This is a genomic window from Stenotrophomonas sp. WZN-1, assembly GCF_002192255.1.
GTDB lineage: Bacteria > Pseudomonadota > Gammaproteobacteria > Xanthomonadales > Xanthomonadaceae > Stenotrophomonas.
Map to the genome: position 1 here is coordinate 1,638,155 of NZ_CP021768.1, position 15,435 is coordinate 1,653,589.

A 15,435-nucleotide genomic window follows, 5' to 3' on the forward strand; every position below is an offset into this window, starting at 1 on the left:
CTCCGCAATCGAACTAGAGCGCGCCAGCCAGACCGGCCGGTGGATGCGCGACGCACACAAGGACCGCAACTCGGTCCCGCTCTACGCCATGGGCGAGGACGGACTGGAGCTTCGCCGGGCTTGGCTGTCTGGCTGGGACGAACGAGACGAGCAGATCAGGAGGAACAGGAAATGAGCAAGTTCTTTGCGTTCGTGAGGATTTCTGCGTCTACACCAGCTCCCGCAGTGAAATTCCACTCGGCGGCATGGATTGGGGGTGAGAAATGAGCAAGTTCTTCGTGGGGCAGAGGGTGCGCATCAAGTTGTCGGGCGAGTTCCCGCATCTGGCCGGCACTGAGGCAAGGATCATCGGCGATGGAATCGTGGGAAGTGACCCTGTTTGGGAAATCAGCGCTGCTGGCGAGGACGACTGGTACGTCGAGAAATACCAGGCTCCATTCGTGCTCGACCCCATCCTCCCCGAAGGGTCAGCCCCGAGCGAGTTCACCTTCCAGCAGCTGATGGACAATCTGCAGGAGGTGATGGCGTGAAGCTCATCATCAACTCCGAGACCGCCCTGCAGTCGGCAGTCGGTCAGCTCCGCGAGCAGTTCAAAGAGCGCAAGTACCTGACGGTGAGCATCACGCACGGGAAGGCGCGGAGCCTGGACCAGAATGCGATCAGCCATGCGTGGTACGAGCAGGTTGCCCGCGAGCTTCGCGAGGACACGCCCCTAGGCGTCAAGGCCTTCTGCAAGCTGACCATGGGCGTGCCGATCCTCCGCGCCGAGGACGACGAGTTCCGCGCCAAGTACGACAAGGCGGTGAAGCCGATGGCCTACGAGGACAAGTTGATCCTGATGGAGTGGTTCCCGGTTACGTCGCTGATGACCACTCCGCAGCTTTCGCAGTACCTGGAATCAGTCCAGCGCCATTACCAGAGGCTTGGCGTGTGGTTGGAGTTCCCCGAGCCGCAGAACAAGCAGAGGGTAGCAGCATGAGGATGTGGAATGTGGAGCTTACTTACGTAGCTGTTGTCTGCGCCGAGGACGAGGATATTGCTACCGATATTGCGAGTGATCTCGCCAGAGATATCGTTCGCGACTCGTCGGGCCCACTCCTTGGTGCGACACACGAAATCAAAGAGAAGTCCGATTTCAGGGATGGGTGGGATGGTCGATGCATTGCCTATGGCGGGGATGGAAATACCAGGATCGAACAGATGCGGCCTGAGTTAGGGTCAAGCGGAGACGCAGCATGAACCTCGAACAGATCGACACCAGCACTACGGCGGGGAAGGCCGAGGTTATGCGGCTTGCGGCTGAGGGGCGGAGGGTCGCGCTGCGTGGCATATGGAGCACTGAGCCCTTCTATGAGATGGGGGATGGTTACGAGATTTGCTGGAATTGGGAATCGACTATCTACGCCATCATCTCCGAGCCGGTTGGGCCAGAGGAGGTGTGGTTGGTGATCGATCACAGTATGGATGCCCTGACAGAAGCGTCTGCGAAGTCGTATGCCGAGGCGCATGGCTTGCAGGTAGTGCGTTACCGCCGCGCCGACCTCGCCGGGGAGAAGCAGTGATGACTGAGCCGAATGTAACAGGCCTTTCCTGGGCCGATTACTGGATGGGGCGCGGACAACCCGACGTTTCCCACGACTTCGACGCATTCGCTCGCGCCGAAGCTTGGGCGCTCCAGAGATTCACGCCGCCCGAGGGCTACGTGCTGGTGCCGGTGGAGCCGACTGAGGCGATGTTAAGAGCGGGTGGCTGGGTTGAGCCGCCAGACGCGAACGGGCAGCAGTGCATCGAGAAGCAAGGCGCCGCTCAGTGCTGGAAGCTGATGATGAACGCCCGCCCGGAGGTGCCGTAATGGACTTCTCCGACTACAAGACCAAGGCCGAGTACGCCTATCCGTTCAATCAGGGCTATTCGGCACGACTGTCTGGCAAGCCGATCTCCGACAATCCATTCATCGGCAAGCCTGGGATTGCGTGGACGGCTGGATGGGATCAGGCCAACGAGGACGACCGGAGGGTGTCATGAGGCGCGCTATCGGAAAGCCGAACAAGCTGGAACAGGCGTATCAGGATGCGGCCCGCTCGCTGGGCTGCGTGGTGTGCCGGTGGCGGATCAAGCATGGGATGCAGCGGGAGGGAGTGGGACAGTGCGGCCATACCCGTGTCCATCATCGTAACGTCGGGGACCTCCACGGCCAGCGGCAGATCGGACAGTGGGCGGTCGTGTCGCTGGGCGACTGGCACCACGACGGCATTCCGGTGATGTTCTGGGGCGACGACGAAATGCGGGAAGTGTTCGGCCCGTCGTTCAAGTTCGCAAAGGACTTCCGTTGCTGGACCGCCGATGTGCTGCCTGATGTTCCGTTCCGTGGGACCGAGGCATGGCAGGAGGTGCAGGACCAATACCTGCGGGAGGTTGGCTACGGCGAGCTGGTGGATGCAATCAGGGCCGAGTGCCGGGAGGCTGCGTGAAGATCGAAGGAACTACGATTGAGTGCACATGGCTCCCGGAGACAGAGTTTTGTGTCATGTGGGATGGCAAGCCAATCGATGACAAGGAGCGAGCGCAGAAGACTTGGTGGGTCCGTTTCAATGAGGACGGGAGTTGGGAGTCTATGCGAGGGTTCTGGAAGGATATGCCATATCAGACTAGAGGTAAGAGAACTTTGCGCTGGATGCATCCATGACTGGCGCCTACTCAAGATCAAAGGGCGCCCGAGCCGAGCGGGAGCTGTGCGCCCTCCTGCGCGAATACCTAGGCGTCGAGGCCACCCGCCAGTACAAGCAATACGCACAGGCACAGCACGGAGACATTGAGGAACTTATTGGCCCGTACCTGATCGAGTGCAAGAACCAGGCGCGGATCACGCTGGGTCCGTGGTGGGAGCAAGCGCGGGCGGCAGCACAGGCGCGCAGGGCAATCCCTTGCGTCGCCTACCGCCTCCCCAATCGCGGCCTGTACGACCGTTGGAGGTTTGTGGTCCCGCTGAACGAGGCATGGAGTGCCGGGCAAGACTGGAAAGATTCTTTCCGATACACGGCAGACGTTGGCCTTGAGGGCTTCGCGCTGCTGGTCCGTGAATTCCTATCTCAGGGGGTAAAGTGCGATGGACGTTCGTGAGAAGCTGGCAAGGTTGAACCCGACCACCGTCAAGTTCGATACGGGCCACGGTGGCGTTGCGGAGCTTACCAATCAGGACATTGCGGCGGCGCTGGCGTTTGTGCCGCAGGGATTGGGACGAGAGGTTCTTGAGGCTTGCTGGTGGCCCTGGGGCGCGGCGATCCGTGCCAACGGGCTGCGCAACTCTGTCATGGCAGTAGTAGGCCCGGAGCTTACTCGTCAGTCGCGCCGGGTGTCGCAGGCGAGCCTTGACCTCCAGCTGGCCGAGGCAGCCATTCTTTGGGGTGGTAACTCAGTGAGCGCAGAGGCGCGGGCAGAAGTTGACCGCTGCCGTTCCAGGCTGGCCGTCGTGCGTGGCGAGTGCTGGCCGAACAATACAGCTGAGCGCTTGCCGCTGATTGCCAAGGCCATCGTTAGTGAAATCCATGGGCACCGCTGCACCAACTGCAATGGAACCGGCAAGGATCGTGGAGAGAACTCGGTATGCAGGTCCTGTGAGGGCAGCGGCAATGCCAAGATCCTTGACGCATGGCGTGCCGCCGCGATCAAGGTGGATCCGTCCGACTTCCCTAAGCGCTGGAAGCGGGTCTATGAGTGGCTTTTCGTAAAGATGCGAGATGCCGAGGCCGAGGCCGGCAGAGCCCTTGAGGCGGCACTGAGGAGGGAGGCTGCCTAATGTTCATTTTCAGTGAGAGCCGCCTTGAACGGGTGGAGGCCGCAAGGATCATGCGGGAGCTTGATCCAAAAGAGTGCTGCCTCTATGTGATGTTTGCCAAGGATGGCGAAGGACCCATGTACATAAAGGTTGGAATCAGTGAGTGCCCAGGTAAGCGGGCGAGGCATGTCCAAACCGGTTGCCCCATCCCAATTCGCAGGGTGATTGCGTTCCGTTGCAGTAGTCGCCGGACCGCCAGGAGTGCCGAGATGGCAATGCATGAGGCAATGAAGGAGCACTCAGCCACCGGGGAATGGTTCCGGTTGGAGTGGGGGCAAGAGGCAAAGGACTCTCTGCACGCGTTGATCGAAAAGGTCATGGATGCAATTGGCGGAGTCGACCTAAAGGATGTGACCGACGAAGACACCCGTGTTGCTGTCAGGAAGAAGCAAGAGACCTGGGAGTCTGCGCAGAAGAAGGCAAAGGTGGCTGCCTACAACAAGTACCGTCTAACAGTGGAGTTGCGCGCTCCACTTCGAGTCGCATAATTTCATATCATCGCGCACGACCCACGCCCCGGCACCCGCTGGGGCGTTTTTGTTGGAGCAGACCGTGGCCTATCCCGACAACAACCCCAAGACGGCGGTTGGGGCGGCCAAGGTTCCGCTGCACCTCGTCCCGCCCAGCGCCAAGCACTATCTGGCCCTTGCGCTAGCTGATGGTGCCAAGAAGTACGGCCCCTACAACTGGCGGGATTCGGCTATCAGCGTTTCGGTCTACGTGGCAGCAGCCCAGCGGCACCTAGACGCGTTCTGGGATGGAGAGGACTGCGCCGACGACTCGGGTGTGCACCACCTGGCGCATGCCATGGCCTGCTTTGCGCTCCTGCTGGACGCCAAGGAGGTCGGGATGCTTCACGACGACAGGCCCAAACCTGGGGCAACCCATAAGTTGCAGATGAAATATGCAACTCTTAATTTGCCACGAACCGACACGGGTGACTAATGAAATGCCCTCGTTGCGGAGCAGATGGAGCTACGAAGAACGGCACAGGCCGGTGCTTCTGTAAGACCTGCGGGAAGTTCGGTGTTATTCGCCCGCAGGATCGGGAAGACCAGCTGCTTGCCGCCAAGGGTGGTTGGGCACCTGACTGCCAGCTAGTGCACCCAGCGGCGCCGGGGTTTGAGGTTCGTGGAACCTCGACCCTGTACCGAGACGATGGCACGGTTGCCGCCCAATGGGTCAAGACGCGGCAGGATGACGCTGCAATGGCTGCGGCGATGGAGTCAGCCATTGTTGCGCTGGCGGAGAAGATCCCGCGAGAGAAGGCGCGGCCAGCCCCGAAGCGGACGTTGGATGACCTGGCGAACGTCTACGTCCTGACCGACTACCACCTGGGCATGCTGGCCTGGGGCGAGGAGACCGGCGCAGATTGGGATATCAAGATTGCCGAGGATATGCTGGTTGACTGGTTCGCGGCGGCTATTGCTGCTGGACCGGCCGCCAAGGTCGGCGTTCTGGCTCAGCTTGGCGACCTGTTGCATTGGGACGGGCTGGAATCGGTGACCCCGACTTCCGGACATGTTCTGGACGCTGATAGCCGGTTCCAGAAGCTGATCCGCGTGGCGATTCGTGTCATCCGTCGCGTGATCGGAATGCTGCTGGATCGGCACGAAGTGGTTCACGTCGTGATGGCTGAGGGCAACCACGACCTGGCTGGTTCGGCGTGGATGCGCGAGTGGCTGTCGGCCATGTACGAGAACGAGCCGCGTGTATCGGTGGATACCTCGCCAGACCCGTACTACTGCTACGAGCATGGGCAGACTGCTCTGTTCTTCCACCACGGTCACAAGAAGCTCATGGCGCAGATCGACACCGTGTTTGCCGCGAAGTTCCGCGAGGTGTTTGGTCGAACGAAGCACGCCTACGCCCACATGGGGCACCTTCACCATATCGACGTGAAGGAAACGAACCTGATGGTGATCGAGCAGCACCGGACCCTTGCGGCACCGGATGCTCACGCCAGCCGGGGCGGATGGATGAGCGGGCGGGATGCCTGCGTTATCACGTACTCGAAGAAGCATGGCGAAGTTGGCCGGGTCCGGATCAACTCGCAGATGCTGGAGGCAGCATGACCACTATCGCCGTAAAGGATGGGGTCATGGCTGCGGATACGCAGCTTACGGGCGATTCCATCCATAGAGTGCCAAAAATCTTTGAACTGCCTGACGGCGGCCTCATCGGTGGATGTGGTGAGTCGTGGTCCCGAACCTATGCAGTAATCAATTGGTTCTTATCGGGACAAGAGGGTGATGCGCCAGAGTTTGAGGATGGTTGCATACTGATATTGCAGCCTGACGGACAGATCCTAATGGCTTATGACCGCCTTCCCGCATTTCCCATCATAGGCGCGACGGCAGCGATTGGCAGTGGCGGCCCTATCGCGATGAACCATATGAGCAGTGGCGCTAGTGCCGAGAAGGCGGTTAGGGCTGCATGCATGACTGAGCCGTACTCAAGCGAGCCGGTGCAAGTGTTCAAGCTGCCAAAGCGGCGGAAGAAGAATTCCTCTTAGCTCCGGCAGGGAGCGGAGGCTATTCCGGGGTAGCTACCCGGACGTAAGGGGGCGCTCTGGACTGTCATCCATCGCCACTGGATCCCAACCAGGCCGCCACGCAGTTGCGGCACCACTTTCCATGCCCAGCCCCGGACCATTGAGCCGTGGATGCCTGCCTTGCGCAGCGCTGGGCACCTATTTGAGGAGTCCGCATGGCGGATCTTGACCACATTCTTTCTCGCGTGGTCGGTCCCGGCCTTGCACTGCTTCCGTCAACGATGGATACCGCCAAGGCACGGGTGTTGCTTCTGGCGATTGGCCTGCAGGAATCTCGATTCGAGACGCGGCGCCAGATCGGTGGCCCGGCTCGGGGCTACTGGCAGTTCGAGAAGGGCGGTGGCGTGGTCGGCGTCCTGACTCACCCGTCCACCCGCAAGTATGCGGCTGATGTTTGCAGGGATCGAGGCATTGAGCCGACAGCTGCGGCGGTCTATCCGGCGTTGGAGCGAGATGACCTATTGGCCTGCGCCTTCGCACGGCTGCTGCTGTTTACCGATCCGAAGCCAATCCCTGATATCGGCTACCCAGCCGCATCGTGGGACTACTACGTCCGCAACTGGCGTCCTGGCAAGCCCCATCAAGGCACTTGGGACGCCCTCTACGCAAAGGCCGTGGAGGCGGTGCGCTGATGGATGACGTGACTGTTTGGGGTGTAGGTAGCGGCGTCGGCGTGCTGCTGTTGCTGGGCAAGCTGGCATGGGACCGTTTCCTTTCCCCCGAGGCGAAAGCCAATGACGCGCTGGTGCAGCAGCTGTCTGAGCGCATCACCGCCCAAGAGAACCGGCTTGTCCTGCTGGAATCTGGCTTGGACGAGGAACGGAAGGCTCGCCGTGCCGCAGAGACGAAGGTCTATGACCTGACGATGCGGATTATGCGGCTGGAGTTCGAGTTGAAGAAGCACAACATTGAGGTGCCGCAGTGAAGATCGAACAAAGAACGGTCATTCAAGACCTGTGGGTGGCCGTGTACCTGCATTATGTTCATGTAGGTTCACCCCATGAGGTGGCATCCAGAAATGCGGACGATGCGGTCGCGGCGTTCATTGCCACCTTCTCTAAGATCTAGGTATTGCCATGCGCATCCTAGCCGTCCTACTGCTGGCCTCACTGGCTGGTTGCGCTGGAGCGCGCCCGTCAGTTGAGCGGTACACCTACCGAATTGGCATGCAGGACGGCGGCCTATGTAGTGCTACGGCAGTGGGGCGTGAGGTCCTACTGACAGCAAAGCACTGCATCACTGAGAAAGACTCGGTCGTCTACTTCGGCGACAAGCGCGTGACCATCCGCCATATCGAGGTGGACGGCCATGACCATGCGCTGCTGTGGGTCGATCAGCGGTTTCCGGTATGGGCGCAGCGCGGTCCGACCACGCACAAGGGCGACGGGCTGTCGTTCGTCGGCAATGTTGATGGATTCGATCAGTTCTACCGGTCGGGCCAGATGGCGGGTTGGTACAGCTCGGCGATGCTGCTGGACATGACCTGCGGCAAGGGCGACTCGGACGCCGGAGTATTCAACGAGTCCGGCCAGCTGGTCGGCATGGTCAGTGCGGTGTACGTGGGGCCGATCGTTCGGTTCTGCGTGTCCTACCCGCTGGCGTTCAGCCCCAAGCAGTGGGCGCGAATCTGACAGGAGTTTGATATGGGCACCAACTTTTCTGATAGTTGTTCGCAGTCTGAGCCTGAATTTGAACGTAACAGTCTCCGAGACAGACTTCAGATTACTGATTCGCAAATCGAGCAGCTCATCCATCAAATCGAGCGACTTGAGGCACGACTAGAGCCGGTCCTTACTCCATGGCTTTGTGGTGAGGCGTACAAGTCCGATCCTGAGCCATCACGCAGCCCCGTGGCACAGATTGCTCACGATCAGGGCGTCCGCGTCTATCAGGCACATTTGCGGCTTGCGGAGCTACTCAACCGAGTGGCGATCTAATGTCATGGCTCCTGAACCGGCAACTGTGGCTATTTGTCGTCCTTGCGACCATTGCCGGGCTCTTGTTCTGGCGCGGTGGATCGCATGCCAGGGAGGAGGCGAGGGAACTGCGTCAGGAGGCCAAGCAGACGGCCAGGTCCAACGAGATCAGCCGTGGCACGCAGCAACGGATCGGGATTGAGGGCTATGAAGTCCAGAAGCGAGCCAAGGCCGATGATCGGGCGCTGCGCCAAGGTGCTTACCCTGCTGCTACTCCTGCCGATGATGGCGGGATGCGGGTTGCTGAGCAGGCACACAAAGCAGCCCTACGTGCCGCCTGCAGGGTGCGGGGAGAGAAGTCCTGCGATGGAACCACCGGCCCCTGAGAACACCACGGATTGGCGCATCTGGCGCGCCCTGTATGTGGGGTCGGTATGGGCATATGTGGACTCGGAGAACAAGCGAGCGGCTACCGCCGACTGCCTGGACAAGCACAGGGGAGCAAAATGAGCCTGATAGAAATGTTTGCTGCGCTGTGCGTAGGCCATGCGCTAGCCGATTACCCGTTACAGGGCGACTTTCTCGCCCGTGCTAAGAATCGATCCAATCCTTTGACGGGTACGCCATGGTTTCAGGCGCTCGGCGCTCATTCGCTGATTCATGCTGGATTTGTTGGTCTGATTACCGGGAGTCTATGGCTTGCGGCGGCGGAGTTCTTGGCGCACGCGGCAATCGATGACCTGAAGTGCACAGGAAAGATCGACTTCAACGCCGATCAAGTGCTGCACATCATCTGCAAGTTGGTCTGGACAGTCATTGCGCTCGCGGGCGTGCCATGAACGAGATGGACGCCAAGGGCGCCGAGTTCGTGGACGCCTGCCAAGACGCTGGAACGTATGGCGTGGCCCTGCGACTGCTGGACAGCGCAAACATCCGAATCATCAGCCTCAAGGTTCCGATGAAGGCATTGGCCGCATTGCTGAGGCAGGCGGCAGACATTTGCGAACAACAGGCCGACACAGACCGGCTGAACTGAGGGATTGAGATGGCTGATAAGCCGGGCGCGTTTCGAAACTTCTTTGGCAGGTTTGTCCAGGCTGCCTTGCCGGGAGATAACTACAACCGTCAGACCGGCCAGTTCAGCAACATCGGCACTGGCTTGGCGGGACTTGGTGCACGGCTGATTGCCACTTCACTTGCAGGCCCTGCCGCTGGTGCACTGGTTGGCCGCGCAGCCAACTATCTGATCGACCGCAACGGCAATCAGATCGGCCCTGTGCAGCGCGAAGGTGTTCCGGTAACGGGCGCCCCCGCATCAGTCCAGAACGCAATTACCGCACCCAGTCCGCTGGCAGTTAACAACCTGGGCCTAGGTGCCCAGCGTCCGGGCGGCAACTGGTACGGCTACACGGGCGGAGCTGGCTCTATGGGGAGCTTCGGCAACACCCAGTTCGGCAATGGGATGGCAAGCATCGGCCAGTGGAACCCACAGAGCGTATGGGGCCAGCAGGTAGCGGCTCCGACTGGGTCGAACCTTGGGCTGGGCAACAACGTGGGCGGCTTCATTGGGGGTGGCTCAGGCGGCGGTAGCGGCCAAGCAACTGGAGGCGGCATGCCAGGCATCGTGGGTGGCCGATTCGCAGGCAGTAACCCCGTGGACTACAAGCGCGGTTTCATCACAACGAAGAAAGCATAGGAGAGCAAATGCCGACTTGGCTGAGCAACAAAGAGATCGTGATCATCAAGACCTTCAACGGCTGGGCCGTGGGTTCGGACAAGGGTGCAGACGCTCGGGACTGTGTGGCCTTCGAGACATGGGATGCGCTGGTGTATTGGCTGAACGCCCATTGGGTTGCACCGGCCCCGTAACTGAATGAATTAAATCAAGGATTCATCTATGGCACGCGGAGGCAAGCGCCCCGGCGCCGGCCGACCACCGTTGGCCAAGAACAAGATCCCCATGGCGGCCAAGGCAATGATCGAACAGGTCGCCATGGGGCTGGGCGGTGCAGAACGGATGTTGACCTGGGTTCAAGAGGACCCGGCCAACGAGAAGGCGTTCTGGACCGCGATCTATCCGAAACTGCTTCCCTTGCAAGTGCAGGGGGACAAAGAGAGCCCGTTGAGGGTTGTGACTAGCATCAGGCTGGAGGCGATGCATGACGACAGCATCCGTCCTGCTGCCGAGGAAGCTGATCCCAGTATTTGACGGCCCGGCCGACGTTCGAGGCGCATACGGTGGTCGAGGCTCGGCCAAGACCCGTAGCTTTGCAAAGATGCTCGCTGTCCGTGGATACATCTACGGGATGGCGGGCATTCGCGGCCAGTTGGTTTGTGGCCGCCAGTTCATGAACTCCCTGGAGGACTCATCTCTAGAGGAGGTTAAGCGGGCCATCGAGGATGAGCCATGGTTGCTTGACTACTACGAGATCGGCGAGAAGTACATCAAGTCAAGAGACGGGAACATTTGGTTCACGTTCGTCGGCTTGGATCGCAATCTTGGCTCGATCAAGTCCAAGGGCCGAATCCTGATCTTCTGGATCGATGAGGCTGAGCCTGTAACTGAAGAAGCATTTACCGTTGTCGGCCCGACCCTGCGCGAAGAGGGCACCGGCTGGAACGCAGAGCTTTGGCTGACCTGGAATCCAAAGAGGGAAAAAGCGCCGGTTGAGCGCTACAGACACTCGAAAGACCCACTCATCAAGGTTGTAGAGCTCAACCACACCGATAACCCGAAGTTCCCTGCGAAGCTTGAGCGAGAGCGACGCAGAGACCTTGATGAGCGACCGGAGCTATACGGGCACATTTGGGGCGGCGAGTATCTGCGCGCCGTGGATGGGGCGATCTACCTGCAGGAAATGACCGCAGCCGAGCAAGAGGGACGCATCAGTGCTGTCCCATACGACCCTCGGCTCAAGGTGCATCTTGTCTTCGACCTTGGCCACAACGACGCCATGTGCGTGGTGCTAGTGCAGCGTCAGCATGGTCAGCTTAGGGTTATTCGTGGGCTTACTTGGCGTGGCAAGACGCTTGAGTACGTAAACGCCGAGCTACAACCCCTAAAGCTCAACTGGGGAAAGATGTTCCTGCCCCATGACGGCGAGAACGGGTCCTACCTGGTTGGTCAGAACGCCCGCCAGATCATGCAGGGCTACGGGTGGAACGTGTCGATCATTCCTAAGTACACGGGATGCGTGGAGATCGGCATCCGTAAGGCCAAGTCAATGTTCCCGAGAGTCGTTTTCGATAAGGACGGCTGCGCTGACGTAAAGACGGAGACGGGCAGCGAGCTTCCTGGCCTCCTCACTGCACTGGGCCAGTACAAGCGGCACATTCCGACGACAACTGGCGAGCCCGGAGCCCCAGTCCACGACAAGCACTCTCATTTCGCTGACACGTTCCGCTACGTGGCCGAAGCCGAGCCGCAAATGACTAACGACACCTGGGGAGAAGCCCCCGTGCATCGACCCAACATGAGGTACGTTTGATGGCAGACGACTACGAGTCGCTAGATGTCGCCGAGGTGGATAGCCCGGAGATGACAAACGATGAGCTTGCCGCGCTGATTGACCATGAGAATGCAGTCGCGATTGGCGTGAACGATCAGTTCGCGTCTGACCGCGAGGAGATGCGCTACTTCTACATGGGCGAGGCGCGGGGCAAGCTCCTGCCGCCAGAGGGCGACGGCCATTCGCAGGTGGTCGATAAGACCATGATGGACACGGTCGAGTGGCTGCTGCCGTCGCTGATGAAGATGTTCAGCCAAGACGGTGTTGTTATCTTCGAGCCTGACTCGCGTCAGGACGAGAAGGCAACCAGGGAAGCGTCGAACTACTGTAATTACCTCTTCTTCAAGGAGAACGAGGACGGCTTTACCACGCTGCACGACGCGATCAAGTCGTGCCTGATGTTCCGCATGGGCGTCACCAAGACGTGGTGCGAGAAGGCTTGGGAAGAGCGGCGGGAGGTCTATCGCGGCCTCTCACTGGCCGAGGTTGAGGCCATGTCCCAGGAGGAGAACGTCGAGATTGCCTCCATTGATGAGGCAGGGCAGCTAGACCCTACGCTGGTTCCAGAGGGTGCGCCTCCGGAAGCTGCGCTGCTCTATGACGTGGTTCTGAGCATCAAGGAACAGAAGAACCGGATTAAGGTGGCAGGTGTGCCCCCGGAAGAGATCCGGATTGCCCGCGACACGCGCACCATGAGCGACGTTCGCTACATCGCCCACGTGGTCGAGCGGACTCGGTCAGACCTCCTGTCCGAGGGCTGGCCCGAAAGCGAGGTGGACACTTACTGCGGGTCCAATGAGGCCGATGAGGGGCAGTGGGAGAAGGACGAGCGGCACGAGTACGACGGGTCTGAGGACTATGGAGACGCCCAGGGCGACGAGAGCCAGAAGAAGGGCATCGTCACTGAGTGCTACATCAAGGTGGACTTCGACGGCGATGGCATTGCCGAGTATCGTCGGATTGTGAAGCTGGGCCGGTACATCCACATCAACGAGATCACGGACGACCATCCGTTCTCGCTGGCGACGCCGATCTTGATGCCGCACAAGCTGATTGGCTTGGGCATGTGGGATCTGGTTGAGGATCTGCAGCGCATCCGCACCGCGCTAACCCGACAGATGCTGGACAACGCTTACCTGGTTAACAACCCGCAGACGACGATTGTCACCAACCAGGTCAATCTGGACGACCTGGCAAATCCGCGCCCGGGTGGCTGGCGCCGTGTGGAGAGTCTTGACGCCTTGCGCGTTGACGTGACGCCGTTCGTTGGCCCGCACGTGCTGACTCTGCTGGATCACTTCGGGCAGGTGCAGAACACTCGCACTGGCGTTACCGAGATGAACTCGGCTCTGAATGCGGACTCGCTCGCAAAGGGCAACATCGGCTCGGAGGGCATCTCTGAGCTGATCGGGCAGGGCGCCCAGCGCATTGAGCTGATTGCCCGAGTCATCGCCGAGACGTTCATGAAGCGTCAGTGGCGGCTTCTGCTGAAGATGGCAAAGCAGTACACCGACCGAGAGAAAGAGATCAAGGTCAACGGTGACTGGCTGGTCATCGATCCGCGCCAGTGGAAGAACCAGTATCGGATGACGGTATCGGTTGGTGTTGGCAATCAGGGCGAGGCGAAGAAGATGCTGGGCCTGCAGACGATTGCGGGCGTGCAGCAGCGTGCGTTTGAGCTGGGGATTGTCACTCCTGAGAACGCCATGAATCTTGCGCTGGATATTGCCCGTGCGTCAGGTGAGAAGCAGCCTGAACGGTACTTCAGTCCGCCTCCGCCGCCAAACCCAAACCCGGGACCGCCGCCCGAGGTTCAAGTGGAAATGGCAAAGGCCCAGACGCAGATGCAGCTGGCTCAGATGAAGGGACAAGTTGAGATTCAAGTGGAGCAGCTGCGGCAGGAAGCCCAGGCGCAGCAGAATGCACTGGAGACGCGCCTTGAGGCTGAGCGTAATGAGCTTGATCGGCAGAACCAGGCGCAGATTCAGCGGCTGAAGATCCAGCAGGAGGCCGAGTTGGCTGCTCTGAAGCTTCAGTACGAGGATGCCGACCGCCAGCGGGAGCGAGATTTCCAGCGGTGGAAGGCCGAGCTAGACGCGTCTGTAAAGATCGAGACGGCCAATATCAGCTCGAAGGCCAAGGTAAATAACCCGGCTACGCAAACGGCAACCGACGAGATCGCACGGGAGGTGCAGCCGTGACGCCTGAAGAAGAAGTGCAACGCGGTCTAGACGCAGAACGGCTCCTTAGGGAGCCGTTGCTCGTTGAGGCTTTTGAAAAGCTCGAGAAGGAGTACACGAGAGCATGGCAGACCAGCCCGGCAAGAGACGCGGAAGGCCGCGAAAAGTTGTTCCAGATGCAGAAGTGCCTGTCGAGCGTGCAACTGCACCTCAAGACAGTCATGCAGAACGGCCAGTTCGTGCAGAAGCGGACGGTCGCCGAGAAGGTCCGCGAGGCTGGGCGCAGGTTCTTGCCCGGTTGAGTGAGATTGAAGGGGTGGTGACCGGGATCGAGGTCCCGTTTGACGAGTTTCCCGCCCTGTTTGAGACGCCTCACTACGGCGCGCCAGTGCGTCGAGGCGAAACCTTCGTAGTCACCCTGGCCGATGGAACCCGAAAGGGTTAACCGGGCGCCGAACCCAAGGAAAACACGCTATGACGAGTCAACCCTCCGGGGAACTCGGCCAGACTGAGCCGAGCCTGATGGATATTGCCCTTGAAATGGATGCCCAGCCGGGCGAGGCCGTTGAGGAAGAGGATGTAGAGCCGACTGACGAGGCCGACGAGGTCGAGGAAGAGGCGGATATCGAGGATCCGGACGCAGATCCGGAAGAGGAAGAGGATACCCAGCCCGAGGACCCCGAATTTGAGGTTGAAGGCGCCAAAGTGAAGCTGTCCGAGCTTCGCGCCGGGTATATGAAGGACGCAGATTATCGACGCAAGACGACTGAGGTAGCCGAAACCAAGCGAGCTATTGAGGGAGAGCGTCAGGAGATCCAGCAGCAGCGGGAATACCTCGCCAAGCAGGCTGGTCCCTTGATGCACCTTCTGCGCGAGCAGTTGATCGGTAGCCAGGAGCGGCTTGCACAGCTGGCTCAGGACGATCCCGCAGCGTGGGTCGCTGAGAACCAGCAGTTCCAGCAGCGTGCGCAGATGTTCGACGCACTGCTTGCTGAGAGCGGGCGCTTCGATGCTCAGCGGAAGGCTGATCAGGAGCGCGCAGAGGCAGAGATGGTCGAGCGTGAGAAGGCGATCCTGCATGAAAAGCTGAAGGAGTGGAGCGATCCGAAGGTTGCTGCTCAGGAGCAGCAGCAAATCGCGCAGTACCTGATCGATCTGGGCTACTCGCAGGAAGAGCTGTCCATGCTGTCCGATCACCGTGCGCTGCTGGCAGTGCGCGATGCCGCCAAGTGGCGCGAACACCAGAAGAAGGTTTCCTCGGCCAAGGCGAAGCAGGGCCAGCCGAGCATTCCTGAGCGTGTTCAGAAGCCTGGCGTATCGAAGCCCCAGCCCACTCAGCAACAGAAACGCGTCGTTGAGGCCCGTAAGCGCCTTAACAGCAACCCCAATGATCTCCGCTCCCTGTCAGGCTTCCTGAAGGAAAGCGGCTTCTAACTCTCTA

General features: G+C 60.0%; 25 protein-coding genes. All 25 read left to right on the forward strand.

Annotation, left to right across the window (positions count from 1 at the left end; translation table 11 throughout):
* Window positions 1-263 precede the first annotated feature (263 nt).
* The 25 genes from CCR98_RS07720 to CCR98_RS07825 all read left to right on the forward strand — a co-directional run bounded on the left by CCR98_RS07720 (window position 264) and on the right by CCR98_RS07825 (window position 15,428).
* Entirely contained in the window at window positions 264-530 is a 267-nt protein-coding gene (locus CCR98_RS07720; protein WP_087922137.1) for a hypothetical protein, read from the forward strand.
* On the forward strand, window positions 527-979 hold the full coding sequence (locus CCR98_RS07725; protein ID WP_087922138.1) for a hypothetical protein: 453 nt from the start codon (window positions 527-529) through the stop codon (window positions 977-979). The genes CCR98_RS07720 and CCR98_RS07725 overlap by 4 nt, the downstream gene beginning before the upstream one ends.
* Before the next feature lie 256 nt (window positions 980-1,235).
* Complete coding sequence (locus CCR98_RS07730; protein WP_087922139.1) at window positions 1,236-1,562, forward strand: hypothetical protein; 327 nt, start codon at window positions 1,236-1,238, stop codon at window positions 1,560-1,562.
* Window positions 1,562-1,852, forward strand: a complete 291-nt coding sequence (locus tag CCR98_RS07735) for a hypothetical protein (RefSeq protein ID WP_087922140.1) — start codon at window positions 1,562-1,564, stop codon at window positions 1,850-1,852. Before CCR98_RS07730 ends, CCR98_RS07735 begins: the two co-directional genes overlap by 1 nt.
* Window positions 1,852-2,025: a hypothetical protein gene (locus CCR98_RS21030; RefSeq protein ID WP_157721508.1), complete on the forward strand. Its 174-nt coding sequence runs from the start codon at window positions 1,852-1,854 to the stop codon at window positions 2,023-2,025. The genes CCR98_RS07735 and CCR98_RS21030 overlap by 1 nt, the downstream gene beginning before the upstream one ends.
* The gene (locus CCR98_RS07740; RefSeq protein WP_087922141.1) at window positions 2,022-2,471 is read left to right on the forward strand and encodes a hypothetical protein; all 450 of its coding nucleotides are present in this window, start codon (window positions 2,022-2,024) and stop codon (window positions 2,469-2,471) included. Before CCR98_RS21030 ends, CCR98_RS07740 begins: the two co-directional genes overlap by 4 nt.
* A 211-nt stretch (window positions 2,472-2,682) precedes the next feature.
* Entirely contained in the window at window positions 2,683-3,120 is a 438-nt protein-coding gene (locus CCR98_RS07745) for a hypothetical protein (protein ID WP_087922142.1), read from the forward strand.
* Window positions 3,107-3,796, forward strand: a complete 690-nt coding sequence (locus CCR98_RS07750; protein WP_087922143.1) for a zinc finger-like domain-containing protein — start codon at window positions 3,107-3,109, stop codon at window positions 3,794-3,796. The genes CCR98_RS07745 and CCR98_RS07750 overlap by 14 nt, the downstream gene beginning before the upstream one ends.
* A complete protein-coding gene (locus CCR98_RS07755) occupies window positions 3,796-4,323 on the forward strand; it encodes a GIY-YIG nuclease family protein (RefSeq protein WP_087922144.1) in 528 nt (175 codons plus the stop codon). The genes CCR98_RS07750 and CCR98_RS07755 overlap by 1 nt, the downstream gene beginning before the upstream one ends.
* A 64-nt stretch (window positions 4,324-4,387) precedes the next feature.
* Window positions 4,388-4,780, forward strand: a complete 393-nt coding sequence (locus CCR98_RS07760; protein WP_157721509.1) for a dATP/dGTP diphosphohydrolase domain-containing protein — start codon at window positions 4,388-4,390, stop codon at window positions 4,778-4,780.
* Between the two features lie 263 nt (window positions 4,781-5,043).
* Complete coding sequence (locus CCR98_RS07765; protein ID WP_087922146.1) at window positions 5,044-5,910, forward strand: winged helix-turn-helix domain-containing protein; 867 nt, start codon at window positions 5,044-5,046, stop codon at window positions 5,908-5,910.
* Window positions 5,907-6,350, forward strand: a complete 444-nt coding sequence (locus CCR98_RS07770; RefSeq protein WP_087922147.1) for a hypothetical protein — start codon at window positions 5,907-5,909, stop codon at window positions 6,348-6,350. The genes CCR98_RS07765 and CCR98_RS07770 overlap by 4 nt, the downstream gene beginning before the upstream one ends.
* A 194-nt stretch (window positions 6,351-6,544) precedes the next feature.
* Complete coding sequence (locus CCR98_RS07775; protein ID WP_087922148.1) at window positions 6,545-7,021, forward strand: hypothetical protein; 477 nt, start codon at window positions 6,545-6,547, stop codon at window positions 7,019-7,021.
* On the forward strand, window positions 7,021-7,314 hold the full coding sequence (locus tag CCR98_RS07780) for a hypothetical protein (RefSeq protein ID WP_087922149.1): 294 nt from the start codon (window positions 7,021-7,023) through the stop codon (window positions 7,312-7,314). The genes CCR98_RS07775 and CCR98_RS07780 overlap by 1 nt, the downstream gene beginning before the upstream one ends.
* Before the next feature lie 151 nt (window positions 7,315-7,465).
* Entirely contained in the window at window positions 7,466-8,020 is a 555-nt protein-coding gene (locus CCR98_RS07785) for a trypsin-like peptidase domain-containing protein (protein WP_157721510.1), read from the forward strand.
* Window positions 8,021-8,325: 305 nt separating this feature from the next.
* Complete coding sequence (locus CCR98_RS07790) at window positions 8,326-8,691, forward strand: hypothetical protein (protein ID WP_087922151.1); 366 nt, start codon at window positions 8,326-8,328, stop codon at window positions 8,689-8,691.
* Between the two features lie 120 nt (window positions 8,692-8,811).
* A complete protein-coding gene (locus tag CCR98_RS07795; RefSeq protein WP_087922152.1) occupies window positions 8,812-9,144 on the forward strand; it encodes a DUF3307 domain-containing protein in 333 nt (110 codons plus the stop codon).
* Window positions 9,141-9,341, forward strand: coding sequence for a hypothetical protein (locus CCR98_RS07800; RefSeq protein WP_157721511.1), 201 nt, complete (start codon window positions 9,141-9,143; stop codon window positions 9,339-9,341). Before CCR98_RS07795 ends, CCR98_RS07800 begins: the two co-directional genes overlap by 4 nt.
* A 9-nt stretch (window positions 9,342-9,350) precedes the next feature.
* Window positions 9,351-10,001: a hypothetical protein gene (locus tag CCR98_RS21035; protein WP_157721512.1), complete on the forward strand. Its 651-nt coding sequence runs from the start codon at window positions 9,351-9,353 to the stop codon at window positions 9,999-10,001.
* 8 nt (window positions 10,002-10,009) lie between these two features.
* Window positions 10,010-10,174 carry a hypothetical protein gene (locus CCR98_RS21040; RefSeq protein ID WP_157721513.1) on the forward strand — a complete coding sequence of 55 codons (165 nt, stop codon included), beginning with the start codon at window positions 10,010-10,012 and terminating at the stop codon, window positions 10,172-10,174.
* A gap of 70 nt (window positions 10,175-10,244) precedes the next feature.
* On the forward strand, window positions 10,245-10,514 hold the full coding sequence (locus CCR98_RS07805; RefSeq protein WP_157721514.1) for a hypothetical protein: 270 nt from the start codon (window positions 10,245-10,247) through the stop codon (window positions 10,512-10,514).
* Window positions 10,465-11,793 carry a phage terminase large subunit gene (locus tag CCR98_RS07810; protein WP_087922155.1) on the forward strand — a complete coding sequence of 443 codons (1,329 nt, stop codon included), beginning with the start codon at window positions 10,465-10,467 and terminating at the stop codon, window positions 11,791-11,793. The genes CCR98_RS07805 and CCR98_RS07810 overlap by 50 nt, the downstream gene beginning before the upstream one ends.
* Window positions 11,793-14,015: a hypothetical protein gene (locus tag CCR98_RS07815; protein ID WP_087922156.1), complete on the forward strand. Its 2,223-nt coding sequence runs from the start codon at window positions 11,793-11,795 to the stop codon at window positions 14,013-14,015. Before CCR98_RS07810 ends, CCR98_RS07815 begins: the two co-directional genes overlap by 1 nt.
* Window positions 14,012-14,296, forward strand: a complete 285-nt coding sequence (locus CCR98_RS07820; protein WP_157721515.1) for a hypothetical protein — start codon at window positions 14,012-14,014, stop codon at window positions 14,294-14,296. Before CCR98_RS07815 ends, CCR98_RS07820 begins: the two co-directional genes overlap by 4 nt.
* Before the next feature lie 172 nt (window positions 14,297-14,468).
* Complete coding sequence (locus tag CCR98_RS07825; RefSeq protein ID WP_087922158.1) at window positions 14,469-15,428, forward strand: hypothetical protein; 960 nt, start codon at window positions 14,469-14,471, stop codon at window positions 15,426-15,428.
* Window positions 15,429-15,435 lie beyond the last annotated feature (7 nt).

Bases quoted from the DNA above. Each gene is read 5' to 3' on its own strand.
- CCR98_RS07720 (WP_087922137.1), top strand. From the start codon at position 264: ATGAGCAAGTTCTTCGTGGGGCAGAGGGTGCGCATCAAGTTGTCGGGC.
- CCR98_RS07730 (WP_087922139.1), top strand. From the start codon at position 1,236: ATGAACCTCGAACAGATCGACACCAGCACTACGGCGGGGAAGGCCGAG.
- CCR98_RS07735 (WP_087922140.1), top strand. From the start codon at position 1,562: ATGACTGAGCCGAATGTAACAGGCCTTTCCTGGGCCGATTACTGGATG.
- CCR98_RS21030 (WP_157721508.1), top strand. From the start codon at position 1,852: ATGGACTTCTCCGACTACAAGACCAAGGCCGAGTACGCCTATCCGTTC.
- CCR98_RS07740 (WP_087922141.1), top strand. From the start codon at position 2,022: ATGAGGCGCGCTATCGGAAAGCCGAACAAGCTGGAACAGGCGTATCAG.
- CCR98_RS07745 (WP_087922142.1), top strand. From the start codon at position 2,683: ATGACTGGCGCCTACTCAAGATCAAAGGGCGCCCGAGCCGAGCGGGAG.
- CCR98_RS07750 (WP_087922143.1), top strand. From the start codon at position 3,107: ATGGACGTTCGTGAGAAGCTGGCAAGGTTGAACCCGACCACCGTCAAG.
- CCR98_RS07755 (WP_087922144.1), top strand. From the start codon at position 3,796: ATGTTCATTTTCAGTGAGAGCCGCCTTGAACGGGTGGAGGCCGCAAGG.
- CCR98_RS07765 (WP_087922146.1), top strand. From the start codon at position 5,044: ATGGCTGCGGCGATGGAGTCAGCCATTGTTGCGCTGGCGGAGAAGATC.
- CCR98_RS07770 (WP_087922147.1), top strand. From the start codon at position 5,907: ATGACCACTATCGCCGTAAAGGATGGGGTCATGGCTGCGGATACGCAG.
- CCR98_RS07775 (WP_087922148.1), top strand. From the start codon at position 6,545: ATGGCGGATCTTGACCACATTCTTTCTCGCGTGGTCGGTCCCGGCCTT.
- CCR98_RS07780 (WP_087922149.1), top strand. From the start codon at position 7,021: ATGGATGACGTGACTGTTTGGGGTGTAGGTAGCGGCGTCGGCGTGCTG.
- CCR98_RS07785 (WP_157721510.1), top strand. From the start codon at position 7,466: ATGCGCATCCTAGCCGTCCTACTGCTGGCCTCACTGGCTGGTTGCGCT.
- CCR98_RS07790 (WP_087922151.1), top strand. From the start codon at position 8,326: ATGTCATGGCTCCTGAACCGGCAACTGTGGCTATTTGTCGTCCTTGCG.
- CCR98_RS07795 (WP_087922152.1), top strand. From the start codon at position 8,812: ATGAGCCTGATAGAAATGTTTGCTGCGCTGTGCGTAGGCCATGCGCTA.
- CCR98_RS07800 (WP_157721511.1), top strand. From the start codon at position 9,141: ATGAACGAGATGGACGCCAAGGGCGCCGAGTTCGTGGACGCCTGCCAA.
- CCR98_RS21035 (WP_157721512.1), top strand. From the start codon at position 9,351: ATGGCTGATAAGCCGGGCGCGTTTCGAAACTTCTTTGGCAGGTTTGTC.
- CCR98_RS21040 (WP_157721513.1), top strand. From the start codon at position 10,010: ATGCCGACTTGGCTGAGCAACAAAGAGATCGTGATCATCAAGACCTTC.
- CCR98_RS07810 (WP_087922155.1), top strand. From the start codon at position 10,465: ATGACGACAGCATCCGTCCTGCTGCCGAGGAAGCTGATCCCAGTATTT.
- CCR98_RS07815 (WP_087922156.1), top strand. From the start codon at position 11,793: ATGGCAGACGACTACGAGTCGCTAGATGTCGCCGAGGTGGATAGCCCG.
- CCR98_RS07825 (WP_087922158.1), top strand. From the start codon at position 14,469: ATGACGAGTCAACCCTCCGGGGAACTCGGCCAGACTGAGCCGAGCCTG.